General features: G+C 48.9%; 19 protein-coding genes. 5 read left to right on the forward strand and 14 right to left on the reverse strand.

The annotated features are described in order from the left end of the window. Positions 1–18 precede the first annotated feature (18 nt). Positions 19–1,740 carry a D-lactate dehydrogenase gene (dld, locus tag XMA152_RS07440; RefSeq protein ID WP_173483205.1) on the reverse strand — a complete coding sequence of 574 codons (1,722 nt, stop codon included), beginning with the start codon at positions 1,738–1,740 and terminating at the stop codon, positions 19–21. Positions 1,741–1,934: 194 nt separating this feature from the next. On the opposite strand from dld, the gene XMA152_RS07445 reads away from it, so the two are divergent. The 3 genes from XMA152_RS07445 to XMA152_RS07455 are packed head-to-tail and all read left to right on the forward strand — an operon-like array spanning position 1,935 to position 4,165. Beyond that, the gene (locus XMA152_RS07445; RefSeq protein WP_173481617.1) at positions 1,935–2,876 is read left to right on the forward strand and encodes a TauD/TfdA family dioxygenase; all 942 of its coding nucleotides are present in this window, start codon (positions 1,935–1,937) and stop codon (positions 2,874–2,876) included. Then, positions 2,876–3,361: a MarR family winged helix-turn-helix transcriptional regulator gene (locus XMA152_RS07450; protein ID WP_173481618.1), complete on the forward strand. Its 486-nt coding sequence runs from the start codon at positions 2,876–2,878 to the stop codon at positions 3,359–3,361. The genes XMA152_RS07445 and XMA152_RS07450 overlap by 1 nt, the downstream gene beginning before the upstream one ends. 15 nt (positions 3,362–3,376) lie before the next feature. Beyond that, positions 3,377–4,165, forward strand: a complete 789-nt coding sequence (locus XMA152_RS07455) for a class II aldolase/adducin family protein (protein ID WP_173483206.1) — start codon at positions 3,377–3,379, stop codon at positions 4,163–4,165. A gap of 41 nt (positions 4,166–4,206) precedes the next feature. Here the strand turns inward: XMA152_RS07455 and XMA152_RS07460 are convergent, their stop codons facing one another. The 6 genes from XMA152_RS07460 to XMA152_RS07485 all read right to left on the reverse strand — a co-directional run bounded on the left by XMA152_RS07460 (position 4,207) and on the right by XMA152_RS07485 (position 12,569). Beyond that, entirely contained in the window at positions 4,207–5,676 is a 1,470-nt protein-coding gene (locus tag XMA152_RS07460; RefSeq protein ID WP_173481620.1) for an NAD-dependent succinate-semialdehyde dehydrogenase, read from the reverse strand. 233 nt (positions 5,677–5,909) lie between these two features. Next, positions 5,910–7,088: a 2-methylaconitate cis-trans isomerase PrpF gene (prpF, locus tag XMA152_RS07465; RefSeq protein ID WP_173481621.1), complete on the reverse strand. Its 1,179-nt coding sequence runs from the start codon at positions 7,086–7,088 to the stop codon at positions 5,910–5,912. A gap of 63 nt (positions 7,089–7,151) precedes the next feature. Further along, positions 7,152–9,761 (reverse strand): Fe/S-dependent 2-methylisocitrate dehydratase AcnD, encoded by a 2,610-nt coding sequence (gene acnD, locus XMA152_RS07470; RefSeq protein ID WP_173483276.1) that lies wholly within the window; start codon positions 9,759–9,761, stop codon positions 7,152–7,154. 22 nt (positions 9,762–9,783) lie between these two features. Next, a complete protein-coding gene (gene prpC, locus XMA152_RS07475; protein WP_173481622.1) occupies positions 9,784–10,914 on the reverse strand; it encodes a 2-methylcitrate synthase in 1,131 nt (376 codons plus the stop codon). Between the two features lie 62 nt (positions 10,915–10,976). Beyond that, the gene (prpB, locus tag XMA152_RS07480) at positions 10,977–11,870 is read right to left on the reverse strand and encodes a methylisocitrate lyase (protein WP_173481623.1); all 894 of its coding nucleotides are present in this window, start codon (positions 11,868–11,870) and stop codon (positions 10,977–10,979) included. Between the two features lie 12 nt (positions 11,871–11,882). Further along, positions 11,883–12,569 carry a GntR family transcriptional regulator gene (locus XMA152_RS07485; protein WP_173481624.1) on the reverse strand — a complete coding sequence of 229 codons (687 nt, stop codon included), beginning with the start codon at positions 12,567–12,569 and terminating at the stop codon, positions 11,883–11,885. 133 nt (positions 12,570–12,702) lie between these two features. Here XMA152_RS07485 and XMA152_RS07490 point away from each other — a divergent pair, with 133 nt between their 5' ends. After that, positions 12,703–13,287 (forward strand): MarC family protein, encoded by a 585-nt coding sequence (locus tag XMA152_RS07490; RefSeq protein ID WP_173483207.1) that lies wholly within the window; start codon positions 12,703–12,705, stop codon positions 13,285–13,287. Here the strand turns inward: XMA152_RS07490 and XMA152_RS07495 are convergent. The 5 genes from XMA152_RS07495 to rluC form a co-directional block, all read right to left on the reverse strand. Further along, positions 13,281–14,153, reverse strand: coding sequence for an alpha/beta fold hydrolase (locus XMA152_RS07495; RefSeq protein WP_173483208.1), 873 nt, complete (start codon positions 14,151–14,153; stop codon positions 13,281–13,283). The genes XMA152_RS07490 and XMA152_RS07495 overlap by 7 nt on opposite strands. Positions 14,154–14,209: 56 nt before the next feature. Next, complete coding sequence (gene thrH, locus XMA152_RS07500; protein ID WP_173481627.1) at positions 14,210–14,827, reverse strand: bifunctional phosphoserine phosphatase/homoserine phosphotransferase ThrH; 618 nt, start codon at positions 14,825–14,827, stop codon at positions 14,210–14,212. 100 nt (positions 14,828–14,927) lie between these two features. After that, positions 14,928–15,902 (reverse strand): HTH-type transcriptional regulator CysB, encoded by a 975-nt coding sequence (gene cysB / locus XMA152_RS07505; protein WP_173481628.1) that lies wholly within the window; start codon positions 15,900–15,902, stop codon positions 14,928–14,930. 134 nt (positions 15,903–16,036) lie between these two features. After that, positions 16,037–17,137 (reverse strand): DNA-binding protein, encoded by a 1,101-nt coding sequence (locus XMA152_RS07510; protein WP_173483209.1) that lies wholly within the window; start codon positions 17,135–17,137, stop codon positions 16,037–16,039. A 28-nt stretch (positions 17,138–17,165) separates the two neighbouring features. Then, complete coding sequence (gene rluC / locus XMA152_RS07515) at positions 17,166–18,092, reverse strand: 23S rRNA pseudouridine(955/2504/2580) synthase RluC (protein ID WP_254443911.1); 927 nt, start codon at positions 18,090–18,092, stop codon at positions 17,166–17,168. A 487-nt stretch (positions 18,093–18,579) separates the two neighbouring features. On the opposite strand from rluC, the gene rne reads away from it, so the two are divergent. Further along, positions 18,580–21,369 carry a ribonuclease E gene (gene rne, locus XMA152_RS07520; RefSeq protein WP_173483211.1) on the forward strand — a complete coding sequence of 930 codons (2,790 nt, stop codon included), beginning with the start codon at positions 18,580–18,582 and terminating at the stop codon, positions 21,367–21,369. Positions 21,370–21,434: 65 nt separating this feature from the next. On the opposite strand, the gene murB is transcribed toward rne, so the two are convergent. After that, positions 21,435–22,451, reverse strand: a complete 1,017-nt coding sequence (gene murB / locus XMA152_RS07525) for a UDP-N-acetylmuramate dehydrogenase (RefSeq protein WP_173483212.1) — start codon at positions 22,449–22,451, stop codon at positions 21,435–21,437. Then, the gene (locus XMA152_RS07530; RefSeq protein ID WP_173483213.1) at positions 22,451–22,927 is read right to left on the reverse strand and encodes a low molecular weight protein-tyrosine-phosphatase; all 477 of its coding nucleotides are present in this window, start codon (positions 22,925–22,927) and stop codon (positions 22,451–22,453) included. The genes murB and XMA152_RS07530 overlap by 1 nt, the downstream gene beginning before the upstream one ends. Positions 22,928–22,930: the final 3 nt, after the last annotated feature.

A 22,930-nucleotide genomic window follows, 5' to 3' on the forward strand; every position in this document is an offset into this window, starting at 1 on the left:
CTTTCTCATTTCAGCGGATCAGTGATGATCGCTGCCACAACCACAGGATGACTCACCCCAATACTTCAACTTACTGGTTTGACCAATACCTGCGTTGAATCCATTGGTTGGGTCGAGGCTTCGGTAGAACTCTTTCAGAGTCTCTTTCGCAGCGTATTCATGACCAACGTTATGTTCCGCTGGGTATTCAGCACCACGCGCATCAAAGGTATCCAAAATCTGGTTCTTAACCGCTTTGGCATCAACACCGGGCTTCATGATGTAGTTCTGGTGCATAACGTGGCAGAAGAAGTGACCATAGTAGACCTTAACGGCAATTTGATCCGCCAGCTCTTGTGGCAGCGTTTCAAACCAGTCGCGCTCATTACGCGGGAAGGCCACATCGATGGTCATAACCGCACCTAGCTTGTCGCCTTCCATGATCTTGTTACGTCCAATCGCACCACCCGCGACAAAACGGTGCAGAATCGCCTGCTCTGCTTCGCGCTCGGTACACTCGAAATACTCACCTTCGTTCGTTTTAAAGAACTCATTAAGGTAAGCGCGCATCTCATCGACACACTCATTCCCTGTTTCAAGAATCCAGTGGTGTTCAAAGCGATCACGATACTCTTCCATGCTAGCCGGCAGATGATTTGGCCATAGATAGCTCATCCACTGCAGCATCTTGTCCGAGAAGTTTTTCGGTAAAAAGCCTAGCTTATTGGTCCAACGATCAACGGTGCGTTTAATCGCGAACATCTTAGGCATGTAGGAAGCACCGAGTTTGTCGATCACGATGAACGAATCTTTACCGTACTTCTTAGAGACGTCATAACAGGTACGGTGAATGTACTCACCGGCGATAGGCAGGTTCTTAAAGGTCGACAAGATATCGCGACGCATCTGTTCCATAACCGCAGGGTCATTTGTGCCAACGTAGAACACCTGCTGTTTCTTTGGAATCTCGAAGGTATCCATACGCACGGCAAAGACAGCCAATTTACCGGCACAACCAGACGCTTCGTGCAGACGACGACCATCATTGTTGTAGCGAGAGGGTGTCTCAGCATCAATATCACGAATACGATCGTTGTACTCGTTATCGGAACCCAGCAGATCTGGGTACTGTACATCATCAGCGCGATAGCGCTCGTACTGAAGATTTTCGAGCATCTCCTCAGGTGTATCACCCAAGTTGATACCAAGATTGTTCACCAACTCCAACTCACCGTCGGCATTGATCTGAGCAAAGATAGACATCTCTGTGTAAGCAGGACCACGCTGAACTAACGCACCGCCAGAGTTGTTACAGATACCACCGACAATAGACGCGCCAATACATGAGGAACCGATGACAGAGTGAGGCTCACGACCGTATGGACGCAGGCGATCTTCCAGACCAAAGAGCGTAGAACCCGCAAGGCCCACAATCTGCTTACCTTGATCGATCAAATGAATAGAGTCGATGCGCATGGTGCTGATAATCACGATAGGACGATCGTAATCGTCACCATTAGGGGTAGAGCCACCGGTCAAACCGGTATTAGCAGCCTGCATGATGACAATCACATCCGCTTTGACACAGGCTTGCAGGCAGTGCCAAACCTCAACCAAGGTTCCAGGACGAACGACTGCTAATGCACTACCACCACCCAGACGAAAACCGGTAGCGTAAGGCGCCACACGATCAGATTCGGTTAATGCGTATTTCTTACCAACAATGGTTTGTAACTGCGAAATAAGTGCCTGAGTCGACATTATTCAAAGCCTCTATCTTGAAATCAGATGCGGATTATAGCGGATCCTGCGGGGAATTAAATTTAGCTTTCGCAATGCACAAAAAAAGAGATCACTTTTATCTGCCCTCATTCTGTAAAAACCAAAAAGTTGACATATCAACTTTTTGGATCTATTGTTCATTTCACAATAAATAACACCATCGGAGAGAAGCAATGAGTTCAATGGATACCGATCTAATTCATGACGATCAGCCCTACAAAAACCACCCATATCAAGGTAAACAGATCAAAACACTACCCCTGGCTTCATCGATGGGCGCCGAGGTACTGGATGTTCAATTAAAAGATCTTGATGACGAAGCCTTTGAGGAGCTTAAAGAGGCGCTTTGGCACCACAAGATGATCTTCTTGCGTAAGCAGAATCTCTCCCCTGCTGATCAGTTGGAGTTTACAAAGCGCTTTGGCGAGTTAGGTACCGATGCTTACACCACAGGTCTTCCTGGCTTCCCAGATGTACAACCTGTTATCAAAGAGGCTGATACCAAATCTAAAATCATCTTTGGCGGTGGTCACCATACCGATTCAGCCTTTCTAGAGAGACCACCATCAATCAGCGTACTTCACGGCATCGAAATTCCACCCTATGGCGGTGACACCATCTGGTACAACTCAGTGATGGCGTATGAGAGCCTGTCTGCCGGCATGAAAAAGATGCTAGCGCCATTAAAGGTTCATATGGCTGCTGACCGCGTTATAGGCTCGATGAAAAAAGTGGTTGAACAGACAAAGAATATGACTTCAATGACCGATATCGAGTTAGAAATTGATATCGACGCGATGATGCGCGGAAACTTCCATCCGATGGTTCGCAAGCATCCAGAATCTGGTCAAGTGTCACTCTATGTTGATGGTGTCTACTCAGTCAATATCGAGGGAATGGAGCGCCGCGAGTCAGAACCTCTGCTTAAATTCCTACACGAGCACGCAACGCAAGAGTTCTTCTGTTGTCGTTTACGCTGGGAAGAGGATACTGTCGCCATTTGGGACAACCGCATCTGTCTTCACCGCGCGTTTAATGATTACGATGGGTTCCGTCGTGAACTGCATCGCACAACAGTCATGGGCGAAAAACCTCAGGCTGCGTTTGAAAGTTAATGTCAGATAAATTGGACATTATTCGACACAGAGAGGGGCATGAAGTTCTCGACTATGATCGATACCTTCAACACCTTATCTCTGTGATCGCCAATAGGCTGACAAGCTACTCATCAAGCCAGTACCTATCGCAATTTGGTTTGGGCTCAGTTGAGATGCGGGTTCTCGCATCTCTGGCTTATCAGCCAAACCAAAAGGCAGCTGAAGTCTGCTCCCTGATCAGCATAGATAAGGCAGCGGCCAGTCGAGCCATGGCTAAACTGGACTCACAAAATCTGCTCATTGGTGAAACAGCCACACCCAAAGGCAAGCAAAAACGCTGGTCACTTAGTGAAAAGGGTTGGGCACTACATCAACGCTTCTTGGACGTGGTGCTTGATCGTCATGAGAGAGTCGTAAAAGAGATTGATGAGAGTGAATTAGTTCAATTTGTTGGGACCCTTCACAAATTGATTAAAAATATTGAAACGCTCGACACCGAATAAATAAAAGGACAGAACATGAGTAACGATCCAAGATTTCAGGTAGATCTACCCGATGCACCTGAAGGAATGAGTGACACTGAATGGCAAGCCCGCCTTCAACTCGCAGCGACCTACAGAATGGTTGATCACTTTGGCTGGACATTCATTGTCTACAACCATATCAGCCTGCGTATTCCTGGAACTGATGAGTTTTTAATCAACCCGTTCGGGGTTCGTTATGATGAAATGCGCGCATCAGACCTGATTAAGATCGATATTGATGGTAACGCCCTTTCTGAAAGTGAGTGGAACGTCAACAAAGCAGGCTACACCATTCACTCAACGATTCATAAAGCCCGCCCTGATCTGCACTGTATATTACATACACACGAGCCAGTTTCGCAGTCACTGTGCGCGCTGGATTCACCATTAATTCCTGTTACGCAAGAGGGTTGTCAGTTCTTCGAACGCACTGGCTATCATGACTTTGAAGGGATCGTTCTGGATGGCTCTGAGGGGCCGCGACTAGCGGCGGCAATGGGTGAAACCAACCACACGCTTGTTCTCAAGAACCACGGTCTTCTCACAGCAGGCCCAACTTGTACCTGGGCCTTTGTAAGACACTTTGCTTTCATTAGAAATGCAGAGGTGCAATTGGCTGCTATGGCAGCAGGCAACCTGAACCCAATTGATGAAGAGATCATTCGAAAAACTCGTCATCAGTTCGAAGGCGGCGAAGCTCAAGCCAATGCAAAAGTTAGACACCCTGAGTGGCCGGCGTTGATCCGTTTGATCGATCAAAAAGATCCTAGCTGGAAACTGTAAAAGAAAAAGCCCTCTGACAAGAGGGCTTTTAGTGGGCATAATTATATGCCACCCATACAGAGGTATTTAATCTCTAGGTAGTCATCCAGACCGTACTTAGACCCTTCTCGACCTTGGCCACTCTGTTTAACCCCACCAAAGGGTGCCATTTCTGAAGAGATAATCCCTTCATTGATGCCCACAATCCCAACATCCAGTGCTTCAGCAACACGCCAGACACGGCCAATATCGCGACTGTAGAAATAGGCTGCCAAGCCGAATTCTGTGTCATTTGCCAGTGCGATGGCCTCCTCTTCTGTTTCAAACTTGTAGATAGGTGCCACAGGACCAAAGGTCTCTTCGTAAGTCACACACATATCGGTTGTGATGTCAGCCAGTATGGTCGGCTCAAAGAAGGTGCCACCCAGTGCATGGGGCTTTCCACCTAATACAATCCGAGCCCCCTTCTCTACCGCGTCTTTGATGTGTCGTTCAACCTTGTCGACCGCAGCTTGGTTGATCAGAGGACCTTGAACAGCGTCGTCCACTTCAAGACCGTTACCCACTTTAAAGGCTGAAACACGCTCAGCGAGCTTTTGAAGGAATGACTCATAGATACCGCTTTGGACAATAATACGGTTGGCGCAGACACAGGTTTGGCCAGTGTTTCGATACTTAGATGCAATCACACCTTCGATAGCCGCATCCAAATCAGCATCATCAAAAACGACGAAGGGGGCATTTCCTCCCAGCTCCATACTGACTTTTTTGACGCTGTCGGCGGCTTGTTTCATTAGAATCTTGCCGACCTGCGTCGAACCAGTGAAGGAAATTTTACGAACTTTATCTGAACTCGTAAGCGCACTGCCTACGGCAGCCGCTTTAGCTCTCGAGCTTGTCACAATGTTGATAAGACCCGTAGGGATACCTGCTCGTGCTGCAAGTTCTGCCAGTGCGAGAGATGAAAGCGGTGTATCTTCTGCCGGTTTAGCAACCACTGGACATCCCGCTGCTAGCGCTGGTGCAATCTTGCGCGCAATCATGGCATTCGGGAAGTTCCAAGGAGTGATTGCACCCACTACGCCGACTGGCTGCTTGATAACAACTAAACGCTTATCACCCGTAGCTGCAGGAATGGTATCACCATAAACACGCTTGGCCTCTTCAGCGAACCACTCGATGTAACTCGCGCCGTAAGCGACCTCACCACGCGCTTCTGCAAGAGGCTTACCCTGTTCTGCTGTCATCAAACGCGCTAGATCTTCCTGATTCTCCATGACCAAATCAAACCAACGACGGATAAGATTAGCTTTCTGTTTGCACGGAACGGCTTTCCAATCGGCCCAAGCAGCATCGGCCGCGTCGATAGCTCGTTGAGTATCGACCTCATCCATATCGGGAACTTCAGCAAGTAACTCTCCAGTAGCTGGATTGGTCACGGCGAATGTTTCGCCGGAATGTGAGTCTACCCACTGACCATTAATAAACGCTTTAGAGATAAGAAGAGAGGTGTCGCTAAGTTGAAGTGGCATGATCAAAAGATCCTGTGGTCTGGTTATAAACGTTATTCAATATAAACAATACGTTAACCCGATGGAAAGGATCAATTATATGCTGTTTTGCGGAGTGAAATTCACTTGTTTAGTGGTGAATGAAGAAAGGGCGGATGACAGGCTGAAGGCCTGTCACCTGGGTACTAACCCACTACGCAGTTACCGTGCCAGGCCTTCAGCCTGACATCGGCACTTTCAGCATTTTCCAGAGACTAAAAGGTATCCCCTGGAACATGCACAGAACCCGTCATTAGAAGACGCGCACTTCGGCTCATGATGGCGGCTTTAGCAGTCCACTCACCATTCACCTCTTCCGCTTTTGCACCGACACGCAAGGTACCCGATGGGTGACCAAAGCGAACGGCATCGCGCTCTCCGCCACCGGCAGCGAGGTTAACCAGCGTACCCGGTACTGCTGCTGCCGTTGCGATAGCAACTGCCGCTGTACCCATCATCGCGTGATGAAGTTTACCCATAGACAGTGCACGAACTAGAACATCTACATCATCCGTTGTGATCTCTTTACCACTAGACGCTGTGTAGTTCTTTGGTGGTGAGACAAAAGCAATTTTAGGGGTATGTTGACGCGTCTCAGCCTCTTTAAGATCCGTGATTAGACCCATCTTTAGCGCACCGTGGGCACGCATGGTTTCAAAACGCGCTAGCGCTTCAGGATCATTATTGATCGCTTCACGAAGCTCAGTACCTTGGTAACCAATCTCTTCTGCATTGAGGAAGATGGTTGGGATACCTGAGTTGATCATTGTCGCTTTAAAAGTACCCACACCAGGAACTTCAAGATCATCGACAAGATTACCTGTTGGGAACATAGAACCTTCGCCATCGGCTGGATCCATGAACGACACTTCAATCTCAGCTGCGGGGAAAGTGACACCATCAAGCTCGAAGTCACCTGTCTCTTGTACCTGACCATTAGTGATCTGGACTTTACCGATGATGGTCTTCTTGATGTTGGCCTGCCAAATTTTGACTTCGCAGATGCCGTTTTCAGGAATCTTAGCTGGGTCGATTAGCCCTTCATGAATAGCAAAAGGGCCAATAGCCGCCGATAGGTTACCGCAGTTACCTGACCAATCCATAAATGGACGATCGATCGCGACCTGACCAAAAAGGTAGTCAACATCATGATCTGGCATGGTGCTTTTTGAGACGATAACCGTCTTCGATGTCGATGAAGTCGCACCACCCATACCATCAATTTGAGCACCGTATGGATCTGGGCTACCAATGACACGCATTAACAACTTATCGCGCGCTTCACCTGGAACCTGACACGCATCTGGTAAATCCTTCAGATTGAAGAAAACACCCTTAGATGTACCGCCACGCATGTAGGTAGCGCGAACCTGAATTTGAGGAACAAATGCCATTTCAAACATCTCCCTTAATTTAAAAAAGGGCCGCGATGCGACCCCTTGTAGTTAGCCAATTGCTTATGCATTGCCCTCAAGAAAATCTTGAGCAAAGCGTTGCAACACACCACCAGCTTTATAGACACGAACTTCTGCAGCCGTATCAAGACGACAGGTCACTGGTACGCGAACCTGTTCACCGTTACGACGATTGATGATCAGCGTTAGATCTGCACGTGGCGCGATCTCACCTTCCACATCGTACGACTCAGTACCATCAATACCGTAAGTATGACGTGTTTCGCCCTCTTTGAATTGAAGAGGTAGTACGCCCATACCGACTAGGTTAGTACGGTGAATACGCTCGAAACCTTCAGCAACGATCGCTTCAACACCCGCTAGGCGAACACCTTTAGCCGCCCAGTCACGTGATGAGCCCTGACCGTAGTCAGCGCCAGCAACGATGATTAGGTTCTGCTTGCGCTCCATGTAAGTCTCAATCACTTCCCACATGCGCATCTGTTCACCCTGAGGTTCTAGACGAGCTAGAGAACCCTGAATGATCTCGCCGTTCTCATCACGACACATCTCATTCAACAGTTTCGGGTTAGCGAAGGTTGCGCGCTGTGCTGTTAGGTGGTCACCACGGTGAGTTGCGTATGAGTTGAAGTCCTCTTCTGGAAGACCCATCTTAGCAAGGTATTCACCCGCTGCAGACGACGCAAGAATCGCATTCGATGGCGATAGGTGGTCAGTTGTGATGTTGTCACCTAACACTGCCAATGGAAGCATACCTTTTAGCGTACGCTCACCTGCCAACGCACCTTCCCAGTATGGAGGGCGACGAATGTAGGTCGACATTTCACGCCAGTCGTAAAGTGGGCTTGGCGCTTTCTCAGCTTCACCTAGGTCAAACATAGGGATGTAGATCTGCTGGAACTGCTCTGGCTTAACGGCCTTAGCGACAATCGCATCGATCTCTTCATCTGATGGCCAGATATCTTTAAGCGTTACTGGGTTACCGTTGGTATCCGTACCCAATACATCGTTTTCGATATCAAAACGCATCGTACCGGCAATCGCGTAAGCAACGACAAGTGGTGGTGATGCTAGGAATGCCTGCTTAGCGTATGGGTGGATACGGCCGTCGAAGTTACGGTTACCCGATAGTACAGCTGTCGCGTAGAGGTCACGATCAATAATCTCTTGCTGAATCACAGGATCAAGCGCACCCGACATACCGTTACAGGTTGTACAAGCGTATGCCACGATACCGAAGCCCATCTTCTCAAGTTCTGGAAGAAGACCCGCCTCTTCTAGGTAAAGTTTTGCAACTTTTGAACCTGGAGCAAATGACGATTTAACCCAAGGCTTGCGCACAAGGCCAAGCTCGTTAGCACGTTTAGCAACAAGACCTGCAGCAACAACGTTGCGGGGGTTTGATGTATTGGTACATGAAGTGATCGCTGCGATGATCACTGCGCCATCTGGTAGCAGGCCATCAGCCTCTTCCGCTTTCGCAACAGCCAATTTCGCTTCGTCTGCAATACCACGATCAGTTAGATCTGAGGTTGGTAGACGACGGTGTGGGTTTGATGGACCAGCCATATTGCGCACAACAGTCGATAGATCAAACTCAAGAACTCGCTCGTATTCAGCCGTAACAAGATCGGTCGCCCATAGGCCAGTCTCTTTAGCGTACTGCTCAACCAGTGCAACCTGCTCTGGTTCACGACCCGTCAGTTTTAGGTAGTCGATCGTCTGGCCATCGATGTAGAACATCGCAGCCGTTGCACCAAACTCTGGAGTCATGTTCGAGATAGTCGCACGGTCACCAATCGATAGTGAATCAGCGCCTTCGCCGAAGAACTCAAGGTATGCACCAACGACACGCTCCTGACGTAGGAACTCAGTCAGAGCCAATACGATATCAGTCGCAGTGATTCCTGGATTACGTTTACCCGTTAGCTTCACACCCACGATGTCTGGAAGACGCATCATTGATGGGTGACCCAGCATAACAGTTTCAGCTTCAAGACCACCGACACCGATCGCGATAACACCCAGTGCATCAACGTGAGGCGTGTGCGAGTCAGTACCGACACAGGTATCAGGGTAGGCAACCCCATCACGCGCCTGAATAACCGGAGACATCTTCTCAAGGTTGATCTGGTGCATGATGCCGTTACCGGCTGGAATTACATCAACGTTTTCAAACGCAGTCTTGGTCCAGTCGATAAAGTGGAAACGGTCTTCGTTACGACGATCTTCAATCGCACGGTTCTTATCGAACGCTTCTGGATCAAAGCCTGGTGCCTCTACTGCCAACGAGTGGTCAACAATCAGCTGAGTTGGCACGACAGGGTTAACCTTAGATGGGTCACCACCCTGATCCGCAATCGCATCACGCAGACCTGCTAGGTCAACCAGTGCTGTTTGACCAAGAATGTCATGACAGACAACACGCGCTGGGTACCAAGGGAAATCGAGGTCACGCTTACGCTCGATTAGCTGTTTTAGCGAATCAGTTAGAGCGTCCGGCTCACAACGGCGAACCAACTGTTCTGCCAATACACGCGATGTGTAGGGAAGCTTCGCATAAGCGCCAGCTTCAATTGCTTCAACCGCTGCACGAGTATCGAAGTAGTCGAGCGTCGTGCCAGTTAAAGATTTACGGTATTGAGTATTCATCATTTCAAGTTCCTACTCTTAATTAGGCACGGTCTTCAATCGCAACCCACTCAGCCGACTCAGGGCCAGTGTAGTCTGCAGAAGGACGGATAATACGGTTGTTTGCACGCTGTTCGATGACGTGAGCAGTCCAACCCGCTACGCGCGAACAGACAAAGATCGGCGTGAACAGTTCAGTAGGGATACCCATGAAGTGGTAAGCCGATGCGTGGAAGAAGTCCGCGTTACAGAAGAGTTTCTTCTCACGCCACATGACCGCTTCAACACGCTCAGAAACAGCGTAAAGGTGCGTATCACCTACCTGTTTAGAGAGTTTTTCAGACCACTCTTTGATGATCGCGTTACGTGGATCTGACTCGCGGTAGATCGCGTGACCAAAGCCCATGATCTTATCTTTACGAGCCAACATACCCATGATCGCTTCCTCTGCTTCGTCAGCAGATTTCCAGTTTTCGATCATCGCCATCGCCGCTTCGTTAGCGCCGCCATGCAAAGGACCACGCAGTGAACCGATGGCACCGGTCACACAGCTGTGAATGTCAGACAGCGTTGACGCACAGACACGAGCCGTAAAGGTTGAGGCATTGAACTCATGCTCTGCGTAAAGGATCAAAGAGGCGTGCATAACATCGACGTGCAGCGGCTCTGGTTTTTTATTGTGAAGCGTCCATAGGAACTGCTCTGCAATAGAGTCTGCGTCTGTCTCTGTCTCAACTCGGATGCCTTTGTGAGCAAAGTTGTACCAGTAGTTGATGATGCCAGGGAATACCGCCAGCATGCGATCGATGTGATCGTGCTGTTCGCTAAAGTCCATCTCTGTCTCAAGGTTACCCAACATAGAGACACCGGTACGCATCACATCCATTGGATGAGCATTTTTAGGGATGTTCTCTAGAACCGTTTTAAGCGCTGCTGGAAGTGCGCGCATGCCTTTCAGACGTGCTTTATAAGCATCCAGTTCCGCTTGGTTAGGCAGTTTGCCGTATAGAAGAAGGTAGGCAACCTCCTCAAACTGCGCATTGTCAGCCAACTCTTTAATATCGTAGCCGCGGTAAGTAAGACCAGCGCCCGATTTACCAACCGTACAGAGTGCCGTTTCACCCGCAGATTGACCACGCAGACCTGCACCACTTAATTTTTTTGCTTCAGCCATCTCTTTCTCCTTGAATGACATGGACCTGCGACAGAACAACAGATCCGAGAGTTAGGGATTAGTTACTTGTTTTTACCTTCTTGGAACAGAGCATCTAGCTTCTGTTCAAAGTCGTGGTAGTTCAAGAAATCGTAAAGATCCATGCGAGTCTGCATCGTATCCACAACGGCTTTCTGATCGCCATCACGCAGTAGCGCTTCGTAAACGTTCAAAGAGGCTTTGTTTGCTGCACGGAAACCAGACAGTGGGTAAAGAACCATCGTACAACCGTTCTCTGCCAACTCCTCTTTATTGAATAGAGGTGTCGCACCAAATTCAGTGATGTTCGCAAGTAGGTGTCCACCGTTAATACCCTGAGAGAAGGCTTTATAGTCTTCAAGCGTATGAACCGCTTCAGCGAAGATACCGTCAGCACCCGCTTCTAAACAGGCTTGTGCACGTTCAACGGCTGCGTTAAGACCTTCCATCTGGAATGCATCGGTACGGGCAATGATAAAGAAGTCATCGTCTGTTTTAGCATCAACGGCCGCTTTAACACGATCAACCATCTCTTCTAGAGAGACGATCTCTTTGTTTGGACGGTGACCACAACGCTTCTGAGCAACCTGGTCTTCAAGGTGACACGCCGCTGCGCCACCACGAATCATCTCTTTAACCGTACGTGCGATGTTGAATGCACCACCCCAACCTGTATCGATATCAACCATCAGAGGCGTATCACAGGCTGCTGTTACACGACGTACATCTTCCATCACATCGTTCAATGAGGTCATACCTAGATCAGGTAGGCCGTAAGAGGCGTTTGCAATACCACCACCAGAGAGATAGATCGCTTGGTGACCAACACGTGTTGCCATCATTGCGTTGTATGCGTTGAAAGTACCCACAACTTGAAGTGGCTTGTTATCGGCTAGTGCCTTACGGAACTTAGCGCCTGGGGACATCGACTGAGTCATCTCTATCTCTCCTTAGGGTTGATTTAATTTAGATTCGATATTGCGTCTTGATGCACTGATGTGACGACGCATTAAAAGTTCGGCCAGCTCTTCATCACGCGCTTCAATGGCATCCAATATTTGATGGTGCTCACGTAAAGCCATGGTGGGACGAGAACTGGAAAGACTGAATTGGAAACGATACATTCGCACCAAGTGGTATAGATCGGCCGCTAATAACTCTTGAAGTTTTGAGTTACCAGACGCCATCACAATTCGGTAGTGAAAATCGAGATCGCCCTCTTTCTGAAAGTAGGCCTGTCCCTCTTGCTCTTCGATACCTGACTGATGCTGATCTAGCAGAGCACGAAGCTGGTTGATCTCCTCTTGCGGCATAACGGTCGCGGCTAAACGGCACGCCATACCCTCTAGCGCTTCACGAACGCGATAGATTTCCAACAGCTCTTTGACACTTAACTGAACAACACGCGCGCCAATATGAGGCTTTCGCTCAACCAGACGCAGCCCCTCTAAACGACGTATCGCTTCACGAAGTGGGCCTCGCGAAATACCGTAGGTTTTAGCCAGTTCTGGTTCAGAAATTTTAGCGCCCGCTGGAATTTCACCCTTCACAATCGCAGTAATAATTTCATGACACACTCGGTCTGCAAGCGTGCTACTCTGTTGTGATTCTGAAGCGTAAAGCGGTTCAATGGTCATAAATATTGTCGACAATCTGATTGTGCAATGTAGAATAACCCGCTTTATATAGGCTGACAATCAACCAAAAGGCTAACATTGTCGACAATTTTGTTATCTCGACTGATCAGTCGGATATAAGCAGGAGTGAAATATGGATACCTACGCTGCAGCATTGATGCTCTTCTTAATCATGGATCCGTTGGGCAATATCCCTGTGGTGTTATCCATTCTTAAAAAGGTCGACCCCGCCAGACGTATCAAGGTACTACTCAGGGAGTTAGTGATCGCCTTAATCCTAATGCTGATCTTCTTATACAGCGGCTCGGCACTGTTAAAACTGTTATCGCTCTCTAAAGAGGCGGTCTCTATCTCTGGCGGTTTAGTACTACTGATTATTGCAATCCGAATGATCTTCCCATCCCGTGGTGGCGTTATGGGCGATGATGAGGATGATAGCGAACCGCTAGTGGTCCCCTTGGCTACGCCAATGATCGCAGGCCCTTCAATACTGGCCACTCTGGTTCTGCTGGCAGAGAGCGAACCGAGTCGCAGTATAGACTGGTTAATCGCCCTTCTGATCAGCTGGGTGGCGACCGCTATTATTTTAATCGCAGGACAATCACTCTATAGAATACTCGGCAAACGTGGCTTGAAAGCGATAGAACGTCTGATGGGTATGATATTGATCTCGATCGCTGTTCAGATGCTAATCAATGGATTTTTAGCAATTCAGTAGCCTTTTAAATAGCGCTTTAACTCATCATTCATGATACGGGCGATCTGACGAGGCTTTTGATAAGGTAGGGAGTGATCTGTCCCTGCCACAAAATGGTAGTGCCAATTACGCATACTGTCTGACAGGTGCTGATGCAGTTGATGCATCGGCTCGACACTCAATCCACCTATAAAACTGCTGACATCCCCTTGAGCCGCTAGCAGTCTCTCTCGATCGATGAACAGGGCCGCATTGGTAACGGCGTCTAGAGAGTTAGCAAAACCCAGTCGACGCTCGCCCAAACGCTGCAAAGTCATTTTTTCAACCGCTTCACTCACCTTACGATTGGGCGAAATGGTATCAAGAAAGGTTCGAATCCCTTCATCACCCTCTGTATTGCGTAGGCTTTTAGCCGCGGCAGAGAAGGATTGACGAATGGAGACGGTCTCTTGCCAATCATGACGATCGAGCAGCGCACTCTCAAGCAGGAACTGTTTGCGCACCCGATCTCTGAGGTTCTGTTTTAACAACAGTGACACCAAGCCCCCAAGAGAATAGCCCGCTAGATCGAACTCATGCCAGCCTAAATGATCCACTAGGTGGGTCATATCCGACACCAGGTCATTGACACTGAAGGGGTGCTCTACTCCATCATCACTGACGGTCTCACCTGCCCCTCGTAAATCAGGTACAAGGATTTCACCCCAGCCTTCAAGAAAGTGCTGCATCGCTTCCCAAGTATATCGACCCGCCACACCAGCGCCGTGGATTAACAGCAGTCGGCGACCACCTTCAGATTCTGGGTGACGATAAATGCGATAAGCGTGCTGATAACCTGCATGGGCTAGAGTGTCTGAATGACAGTGACTATCTGATAGTCGACTCATGGTAAGCACTACTCGGGATAAGTAGGGGCAGCTAATGCTACCCCCAATAGGCAGGTTTAAAGGGAGAGATTGCGGTTACTTGCCGCTAGAAACTCTTTCTTAAGATCTTCGTAGGTGTGTACCGCTGGGAATTGTGGGAACTCTTCAATGACGTTCTGCGGAGCATGGAAAAGAATGCCCTGCTCAGCTTGAGCCAACATAGTCGTGTCGTTGTAAGAGTCGCCTGCAGCGATAACACGGTAATTAAGCAGCTGGAAAGCACGCACTGATTGACGCTTAGGGTCGCGCTGACGAAGCGTGTAGTCAGTTATACGACCGTTTTCGTCTGTCTCAAGTCGGTGACAAAGCAGCGTTGGGTAACCCAATTGAGCCATCAACGGTGCTGCAAACTCATAGAAGGTATCGGAAAGAATCACCAGCTGGAAACGCTCACGCAACCAATCGGTGAACTCTTTAGCGCCTGGAAGTGGGCTCAGCTTAGCAATGGTCTCTTGGATCTGAGGAAGGGTTAGACCGTGCTCATCAAGAATACGAAGGCGCTGCTTCATCAACACATCGTAATCAGGGATATCACGAGTCGTTGCTTTTAACTCCTCGATACCAGTCTCTTCGGCAAATGCGATCCAGATTTCAGGGATTAGGACCCCTTCAAGATCAAGACATGCTAGTTCCACGCTAGGCTCTCCTTTAAAAATTGAGAGGCTACTCTAGCGATTTAGTCGCCGCCTTTCAAACGAAAGACGACAATATTAGAGGTTCATTAGACCTATGGCCTTACATCGAAGGGATCTGTATATCCTGGAACAGCTCATCCACTTCAGCACGACCGCTACAGGCTTGAACTTTTTCAAGAACGTCGTGAGTAATGTGTGGAGCAAACTTCTGAATGAAGTCGAACATGTAACCGCGAAGGAAGGTGCCACGACGGAAACCGATTCGAGTGATAGAGGGCTCAAACAGATGAGATGCATCGATCGCTACCAGATCCTGATCTAGCTGCTGATCGACCGCCATGCTGGCAATGATACCTACACCCAACCCTAGGCGAACGTAGGTTTTGATAACGTCCGAATCCACCGCAGTGAAGACCACTTTAGGATCGAGACCTTGCTCTTTAAACGCTTCATCCAACTTGCCACGACCGGTAAAACCAAAGGTATAGGTAACAATTGGATAAGAAGCTAACTTCTCTAGAGTTAACTCGCCACCTTGCGCAAGCGGGTGATCTTTAGGTACGACCACTGAACGGTTCCAGCTGTAGCAAGGCATCATAATTAGATCTGAGTAGCTGCCCATCGCTTCCGTCGCAATCGCGAAATCGACAGTACCATCGGCGGCCATCTCAGAAATTTGAGTAGGTGTACCCTGGTGCATATGAAGCGCAACTTCAGGATACATTTTGATGAATTCATTAATCACAGGAGGCAGAGCGTAACGTGCCTGTGTGTGAGTGGTGGCTACCGATAGGCTGCCTTTACGCTCATCGCTGAACTCTTGAGCAATCTGGCGAATAGAGTCCACTTTCTGGAGAATCTCTCCTGAGATCTCAAGAATAGCTTTACCAGCAGGTGTAACGCGCGTCAGGTGCTTACCACTACGAGCGAACACTTCAACACCCAGTTCATCTTCTAGTAGACGGATCTGCTTAGAGATACCTGGTTGCGATGTGTATAGGCTTTGTGCCGTAGCAGAGACATTGAGGTCGTGTTTAGAGACTTCCCAAATGTAACGCAGCTGCTGAAGTTTCATCTATTGCTCCAATTTATAGCCAATTATTAGCCAATTATTAGCCAATCGCCCTTAGTCGGCGTTGATATCTATTAATAAGCCAAATATAACACTAGAGAATAAGCTAAAGCAAAAGGCTATATCCTTATACACGACTAAAGGCGAGCATTGAGTCGGCGAATCTGATCTTCCTGCTGAGTAATACGCTTCTCCAGTGAGTTCACTCGAGCGGTAGCGCGCGTCAGCGATTCATCTTTCTCTTTGAGCTGCTGACGAAGCACGCTTTCGCGCTTTGCAGCTTCCGTTGCTGCGACCGTCAACTTCTGATTCAGTACACGAACCTGATCATCGCGCTCTTTAATCTGAGCTTCCAAACGACGGTTGGCGTTAGTTTCACGCAGCAGCTTAGAGTTGATATTCGAGATATCACGACTGGCCGATGTCATGTTCTCTTTTAGTTCGTTCAGATCACGCTCCAGATCGCTGATGGTCTTCTCTTGCATCTCAAGACGTGCATCTTTCTTCGCTATCTGAGCCTGGTTTTCATGAACTGAACGCGTCAGCTCTGACTCTGTTCGAGTGCCCTCATCACGAAGCTTTTCAAGCGCATTACGATAGTGACGAGCTTCAACCTCAGCACGGGTAACGTTCTCCAATGCCTGCTGCTGCTCCGCTTTGATACGTGCATCAAAGGTTTTCTTGGCATCTTCGTGCATCTTACGAAGCTGGTTCAATTCGGTCTCTAGGTTAGTACGAACCTGTTCAGCCTTTTTACGTTGATTGATCTCACTGGCAATGTTGGCTTTAAGCACGCCCATTTCAGCTTCAATCGCTCGAAGAGCCTGCTCACTCTTATCCATCTGCTGAGTTTGCGCGCGGTATTTCACTTCCAAGTCACGATAGAGTGCTTCCGCGTCACGAACCATGTCGCGAGTCGCCTTGCGATCCTCTTCATCACCCGCTCGTTCACTCTGCAACTCAACTCGCAGCTCGGCCATCGCCTCTTGCAACGCAAGATCCCAGATCTGTTCAATGCCTTTACTCAGTGACTCGGGCACAGAGTTATGTAACTTTGCACTGGCATGCACCTCAGGCAGTCGGGCATAAATCAAACTCTGCGCCCACTGACTTAATGCCGCACTGGCTTCATCTCTAGAGAGACCCAGTCGTTCAGAGATCACAACCTCAGTCGGCAATTGGCCTTCGGCCAACAGCTCTTCTGCTAACTCAACTACTTTAAGATCTAACTCGCTCATCTTTACCTTTTCGTTCCACTGCAACGAACTACAAATTGTCCATCAATCTTAACAAACTATCATCTAACGGAGCACGCACTTCTAGCTCTTCGCCATCAGGCAGGATGAACCTGAGGCCGGCTGCATGAAGCATCAATCGTTTAAAACCCAGCTTTTTAAATTCAGCGTTGTTCTCATCCGAAGTGTACTTAACATCACCCACAATCGGATGACCCGTATATTGGGTGTGCACTCTAATCTGGTGAGTGCGACCCGTTTTAGGCCGAGCTTCCACTAGGGTGGCAAGATCACCAAATCGACGCAGCACTGAAAAGTTAGTAACCGACGGTTTGCCCTCAGGGGAGACGCGGACGGTTCGTTCACCTGATCGGTGCTCATCTCGCAGCAGAGGTGCATTGATCTGTTTGTGCTTAGCATCCCAACGACCAACAACCAGTGCCTGATAGATCTTATGCACTCGACGCTCCCTAAACGCATCGTGCATGTAACGTAACATCGAGCGTTTTTTAGCAATCATGATGCAACCTGAGGTGTCACGATCGATTCGGTGAATCAGCTCTAAAAAACGCGCATCTGGGCGCAATTTTCTAACCGCCTCAATCAGCCCTAATGAGACGCCGCTACCACCATGCACCGCTATACCCGAGGGTTTATTGATGATCAGCAGTGAGTCAGTCTCATAGACCACTGAACGCTCTAGCAATTCGAGCAACTGATCACTGACAGGGGCACTCTCCCCTTTTTCGGGCAGGCGAATCGGTGCGATGCGTATTTGATCCATCGCTTGAAGCTTATAGTCAGGTTTAGTGCGTTTTTTGTTAACTCGAATCTCACCCTTGCGCAACAGCCTGTAGATCAGCGTTTTTGGCGCCCCTTTAAGAAAGGTCCGCAAGAAATTATCGATACGCTGACCCGCTTGATCGGCATCGATATCAACAAACTGAACTTTATTCAAAGAGCCGGACTTAGGGGGATTTGAAGGCATTATGTGTGGGTAAAATAAATTGCTGAAAAACCAGTAAGTTGCTATATTCTACCGCTGCTGGATGAAGAAGGCTTCATTTTTATTTACACCCCACTAGAGCGAACAGTGATTCACTCACAATTTGGCGGTAGTTACCCAGCTTGAATAGCCATGTAATGGCTGAAGAAATTTATAAATAGCGACGTATTTTTCACGAGTGCTGAATAACAGCCCTCGGCTGAAGGATGGAGACGCACATCAACCAGGAACCTGCAGCCTCCCACTCCACGTTGAGTAAATTGGGCAGAGCAGCAGCCACAGCTAGAATCGATAACGATATTGGTTGATGTTTCCTTCATCGCTGAAGAGACCCTAATTATCCGGTGCAGAGCGTACTGGAGATTAGTTATTGCTTCGATAAAGCCAGGACACAGGTTTGTTGCCCGTCAAAGATGCGTTGCGTTAAGAGAACGTCAAAATGAAACGCATGTTAATCAACGCGACTCAACAAGAAGAGTTGCGTGTTGCGCTTGTCGATGGACAGCGCATGTTCGATTTGGATATTGAATCCAACTCCCGCGTGCAGAAGAAGGCAAACATCTACAAAGGCCGTATCAGCCGTGTAGAAGCCAGCCTTGAAGCTGCATTTGTCGATTACGGTGCCGAACGTCACGGTTTCCTACCCCTAAAAGAGATCGCTAAAGAGTACTTTGTCTCATCGCCTGAACGCGGCCAGCGTCCAAGCATCAAAGATCTTGTAAAAGAGGGTACCGAAGTCATCGTTCAGGTCGATAAAGAGGAGCGTGGCAATAAAGGCGCCGCTCTGACAACCTTTATCAGCCTTGCCGGTCGTTACATGGTTCTAATGCCTAACAACCCTCGTGCAGGTGGTATTTCGCGCCGCATCGAAGGTGATGAGCGCTCTGAACTGAAAGCGGCCATGAACGGCTTGGACATTCCTAAAGGCATGGGCGTCATCGTTCGTACCGCCGGTATTGGCCGTTCGACTGAAGAGCTGCAGTGGGATCTTAACTACCTAGCAACGGTTTGGACTGCGATTACTGAAGTTGATGATCGCCCTGCTCCATTCCTTATCTACCAAGAGAGCAACGTCGTTATTCGTGCTATTCGCGACTATCTACGCGATGACATCGGTGAAGTGCTAATCGACGAGCCGAAAGTATTTGAACAAGCTCAGCTTTTCGTTCGTCAGGTAATGCCAACTTACGAAAACCGTATCAAGCTTTACAAAGAGTCTGTACCACTGTTCAACCGCTTCCAGATCGAGACACAGATCGAATCAGCATTTGAACGTGAAGTAAAACTCCCTTCTGGCGGTTCGATTGTTATCGACCCAACAGAAGCTCTAGTTTCAATCGATATCAACTCCGCTCGCGCAACTAAGGGCGGCGATATTGAAGAGACCGCTCTGAACACCAACCTTGAAGCGGCTGATGAGATTGCTCGCCAGCTTCGCCTTCGCGACATGGGTGGTCTGGTGGTTATCGACTTCATCGATATGACGCCAATCAAACACCAGCGCGAAGTTGAAAAACGCCTTAACGATGCACTCAAGCTTGACCGCGCACGCGTTCAGATGGGTCGCATCTCGCGCTTTGGTCTTCTAGAGATGTCACGTCAACGTCTGCGTCCATCGTTGGCAGAGAGTCGTGGTCATGTCTGCCCTCGCTGTAATGGCCAAGGCTACATCCGTGATATTGAATCACTGGCACTCTCTATTCTGCGTATTCTTGAAGAGGAGGCGTCTAAAGATCGCACCTCTCAAATTCGCGCGATTCTGCCAGTCAGCGTAGCGACCTTCCTACTTAACGAGAAGCGTCATCAAGTGCACGCTGTTGAGTTGCGTCAAAACGTTCGTATCGTTGTGGTCCCTAATCCAAATATGGAAACGCCGCACTACGAAGTAGTTCGTTTGCGCGATGATCACACCATCACTACGGTGAATGATGCGAGCTACACGCTGCAACCAGAACAGCCAGTCGAAGATCCTACCGACAAACCACTTCCGGTAGTTCCGCGTGAGCAAGCGGCTGTGCAGGGTGTTCTTAACTCATCTGCGCCACCAGCACCTAAGAGCGAAAGCCCTGAAGCAAAAGCGGAGCCAGCTCGCCAACAGAAACGTCAGCAGACTAACCGCAAGCCTGCCGCTAACAAGTCATTGGTCGAGCGTATTATTGCAGCGATTAAAGGTCTATTTGGTCTATCCGATTCTACCAAAGAGGACGATAAAAAGAGCACTCGTCGTGATGACAAGAAAGGTTCTGACCGCGATGGCAACCGCAACAACCGTCGTCGCAACAACAACCGTAACGATCGTCGCCGTGGCAACAATCGCCGTAACGACCGTCGTGAGCGTCGTGATGCGGACGAAGTCATTACTGTAGAGGCTGAGAACAACCTGCCGACCATCGGTGATAACGATAAGAACTCATCGAATGACGAGCAGCGTTCCGGCCGTTCACGTCGTCGCCGTCGTGGTGGTCGTGATCGTCGCTCTGAAAACGGCAATGAAGAGATAAACTCTAGCAACAACAGCGAAACGGAACTGCCACCACGCAGTAAAAACCGTGGCCGTCGTCGTCGCGCCAATGAAGAGCGAAGTGCTGAACGCAGCAACCCTATCCCAGAGGAGTTGCTCAATGCACCGCTAGAAGCCGTATCAGACGAAGTTGCTGCGGAAACCTCAACTGAAGCTCCAAAAGCATCTGAAACAGCGACCACTACTGAAGCGCCAGCAGCTAACGAAGTGTCAGAAGCAACAGCAGAGCAAGCCGCGGCTACTGAAACAGAGAGCCAAGCTACTGAAGTGACTACCGAAGCTACTGCTGAAGAGTCTGCAGAAAATACACCGGTTGTTGAACAAGAGCCGGAAGTCGTTGTAGAAGAGTCAACTGAAAACACAGTAACTGAAGTTGAAGCTACGGCTGAAACAGTCACTGAGACACAGGTTGAGTTGGATCTGACTCCTGCTGTAGAGCCCTCAGCGAATGAAGAGCCTTCAGCGAATGAAGAACCTTCAGCTGATGAAGAACCTTCAGCTGATGAAGAGCCTTCAGCTGATGAAGAGCCTTCAGCCAATGAAGAGCCTGCAGCAGAAGCAACTGAAGAACCTACTGCTACTGAAGAGACTGTTGAAGAAGCACCTGCTGAAGCAGAAGCGAGCGAAGAGGAAGCAAAACCTCGTCGCCGCCGTCGCGCTGCAAACGATCCTCGATTGAAGCGTCGTCAAGCAGAAGCGGCTGAATAACAGCGCACTTCCAATAGAAAAGCAGCCAATGGGCTGCTTTTTTTTGGTTTTAATTTCTGCTCAGGCTAGGGATAGGCGATCGGCTCTTGCTCTAGGCGAACCGAGAACCGATTAAACACGCTCTGTTTAATATCATCGGCTAGCTCATCAATATCCTGACGCGACCCACCCGCATGATTCACGATCACGAGTGCCTGATCTTTATGAACACCCACTCGTTCACGATAGAGACCTTTCCAACCGCACTGATCGATTAACCAACCCGCAGCAAGCTTTACTCCAGAAGCATCTGGGTAGTTGGGAATCTCTGGATAGATTTGCCGTAAACCCTCAAAGCAGTCGTTTGAGACAACAGGATTCTTAAAGAAACTACCCGCATTAGGGAGCACTTCAGGATTCGGCAGTTTAGATTGGCGCACAGCGACCACTGCGTCAAAAATCGCTTGAGCGCTCAGCTCTTTAATCCCTTGGGCATCTAACCAACCCTGAAGTGCCGCATAGGAACATTTAGCTTCAAATTGTTTTGAGAGATTGAATCGCACTGAAGTGATAATGAAACGGCCAGGGTTTCGCTTGAACAGCGAGTCACGGTAGGCGAACTGACAATCCGCTTTCTGCATGACGTCAAAGGTGTTGGATAGCGTATCAAACACCTCTACCTGATCGATCAGATCCGCTACTTCAACACCATAGGCTCCGATATTTTGTACAGGTGATGCACCAACCGAACCTGGTATCAGTGCGAGATTCTCTAAACCATACCAGCCATTTTCAATACAGTGAGTCACTAGGCCGTGCCAGCTCTCTCCTGCAGCCACTTTAATCAAAACCGACTCTTCTGAGTCTGATTGGATCTCAATGCCTTTCGTTGCAATATGAACTACGCAACCTGGCACTTCATCTGCCAACACCAGGTTACTGCCACCGCCTATCCAAAGAGAAGGAAGATCCTGCTTAGCAATAAAATCGAGCAGTTCAGGAAGGTCATTTAAGTCAGATAACTCAGCAAAAAATTGAGCTTTAGCCGGCATCGCCAAAGTGTTGAACGCCGTTAAATCATGCCACGAGTGTATGGTGAGCATTAGGCGAGTCTCACCTCTAACTGCTTGATTAAGCCATCGGATGCCGCTTCAATCAGATCAACCACCTCATGAAAACCTGAGTCACCCTCACCATAATAGGGATCTGGTACTTCTGCCCCGCTCTTCCCTGAAAAATCGAGAAACAGGCTCTGGTGACCAGAGTAATGATTCGGCGCAATGGCCTGCAAGTTATCCAGATTGGCCTCATCCATTGCAAGGATATAGTCAAAGCGTTCAAAGTCAGCAGGTGTCGCTTGTCGTGCACGCAAAGGCGTTAGATCGTATCCACGCTCAGCCCCCACTCTGACCGAGCGAGGATCTGGCGGGTTACCCACATGCCATGCTGCGGTTCCCGCTGAATCGACTTCAACTCGATTGGCTAACCAAGGGTGATCATCCAATTTTTTTCGAAAAATAGCATCGGCTGATGGGGAGCGGCAGATATTACCTAAACAGACAAACAACACTCTTATCATTGC

Origin of the sequence: Marinobacterium sp. xm-a-152 (assembly GCF_013282965.1) — a bacterium.
Classification (GTDB): domain Bacteria; phylum Pseudomonadota; class Gammaproteobacteria; order Pseudomonadales; family Balneatricaceae; genus Marinobacterium_E.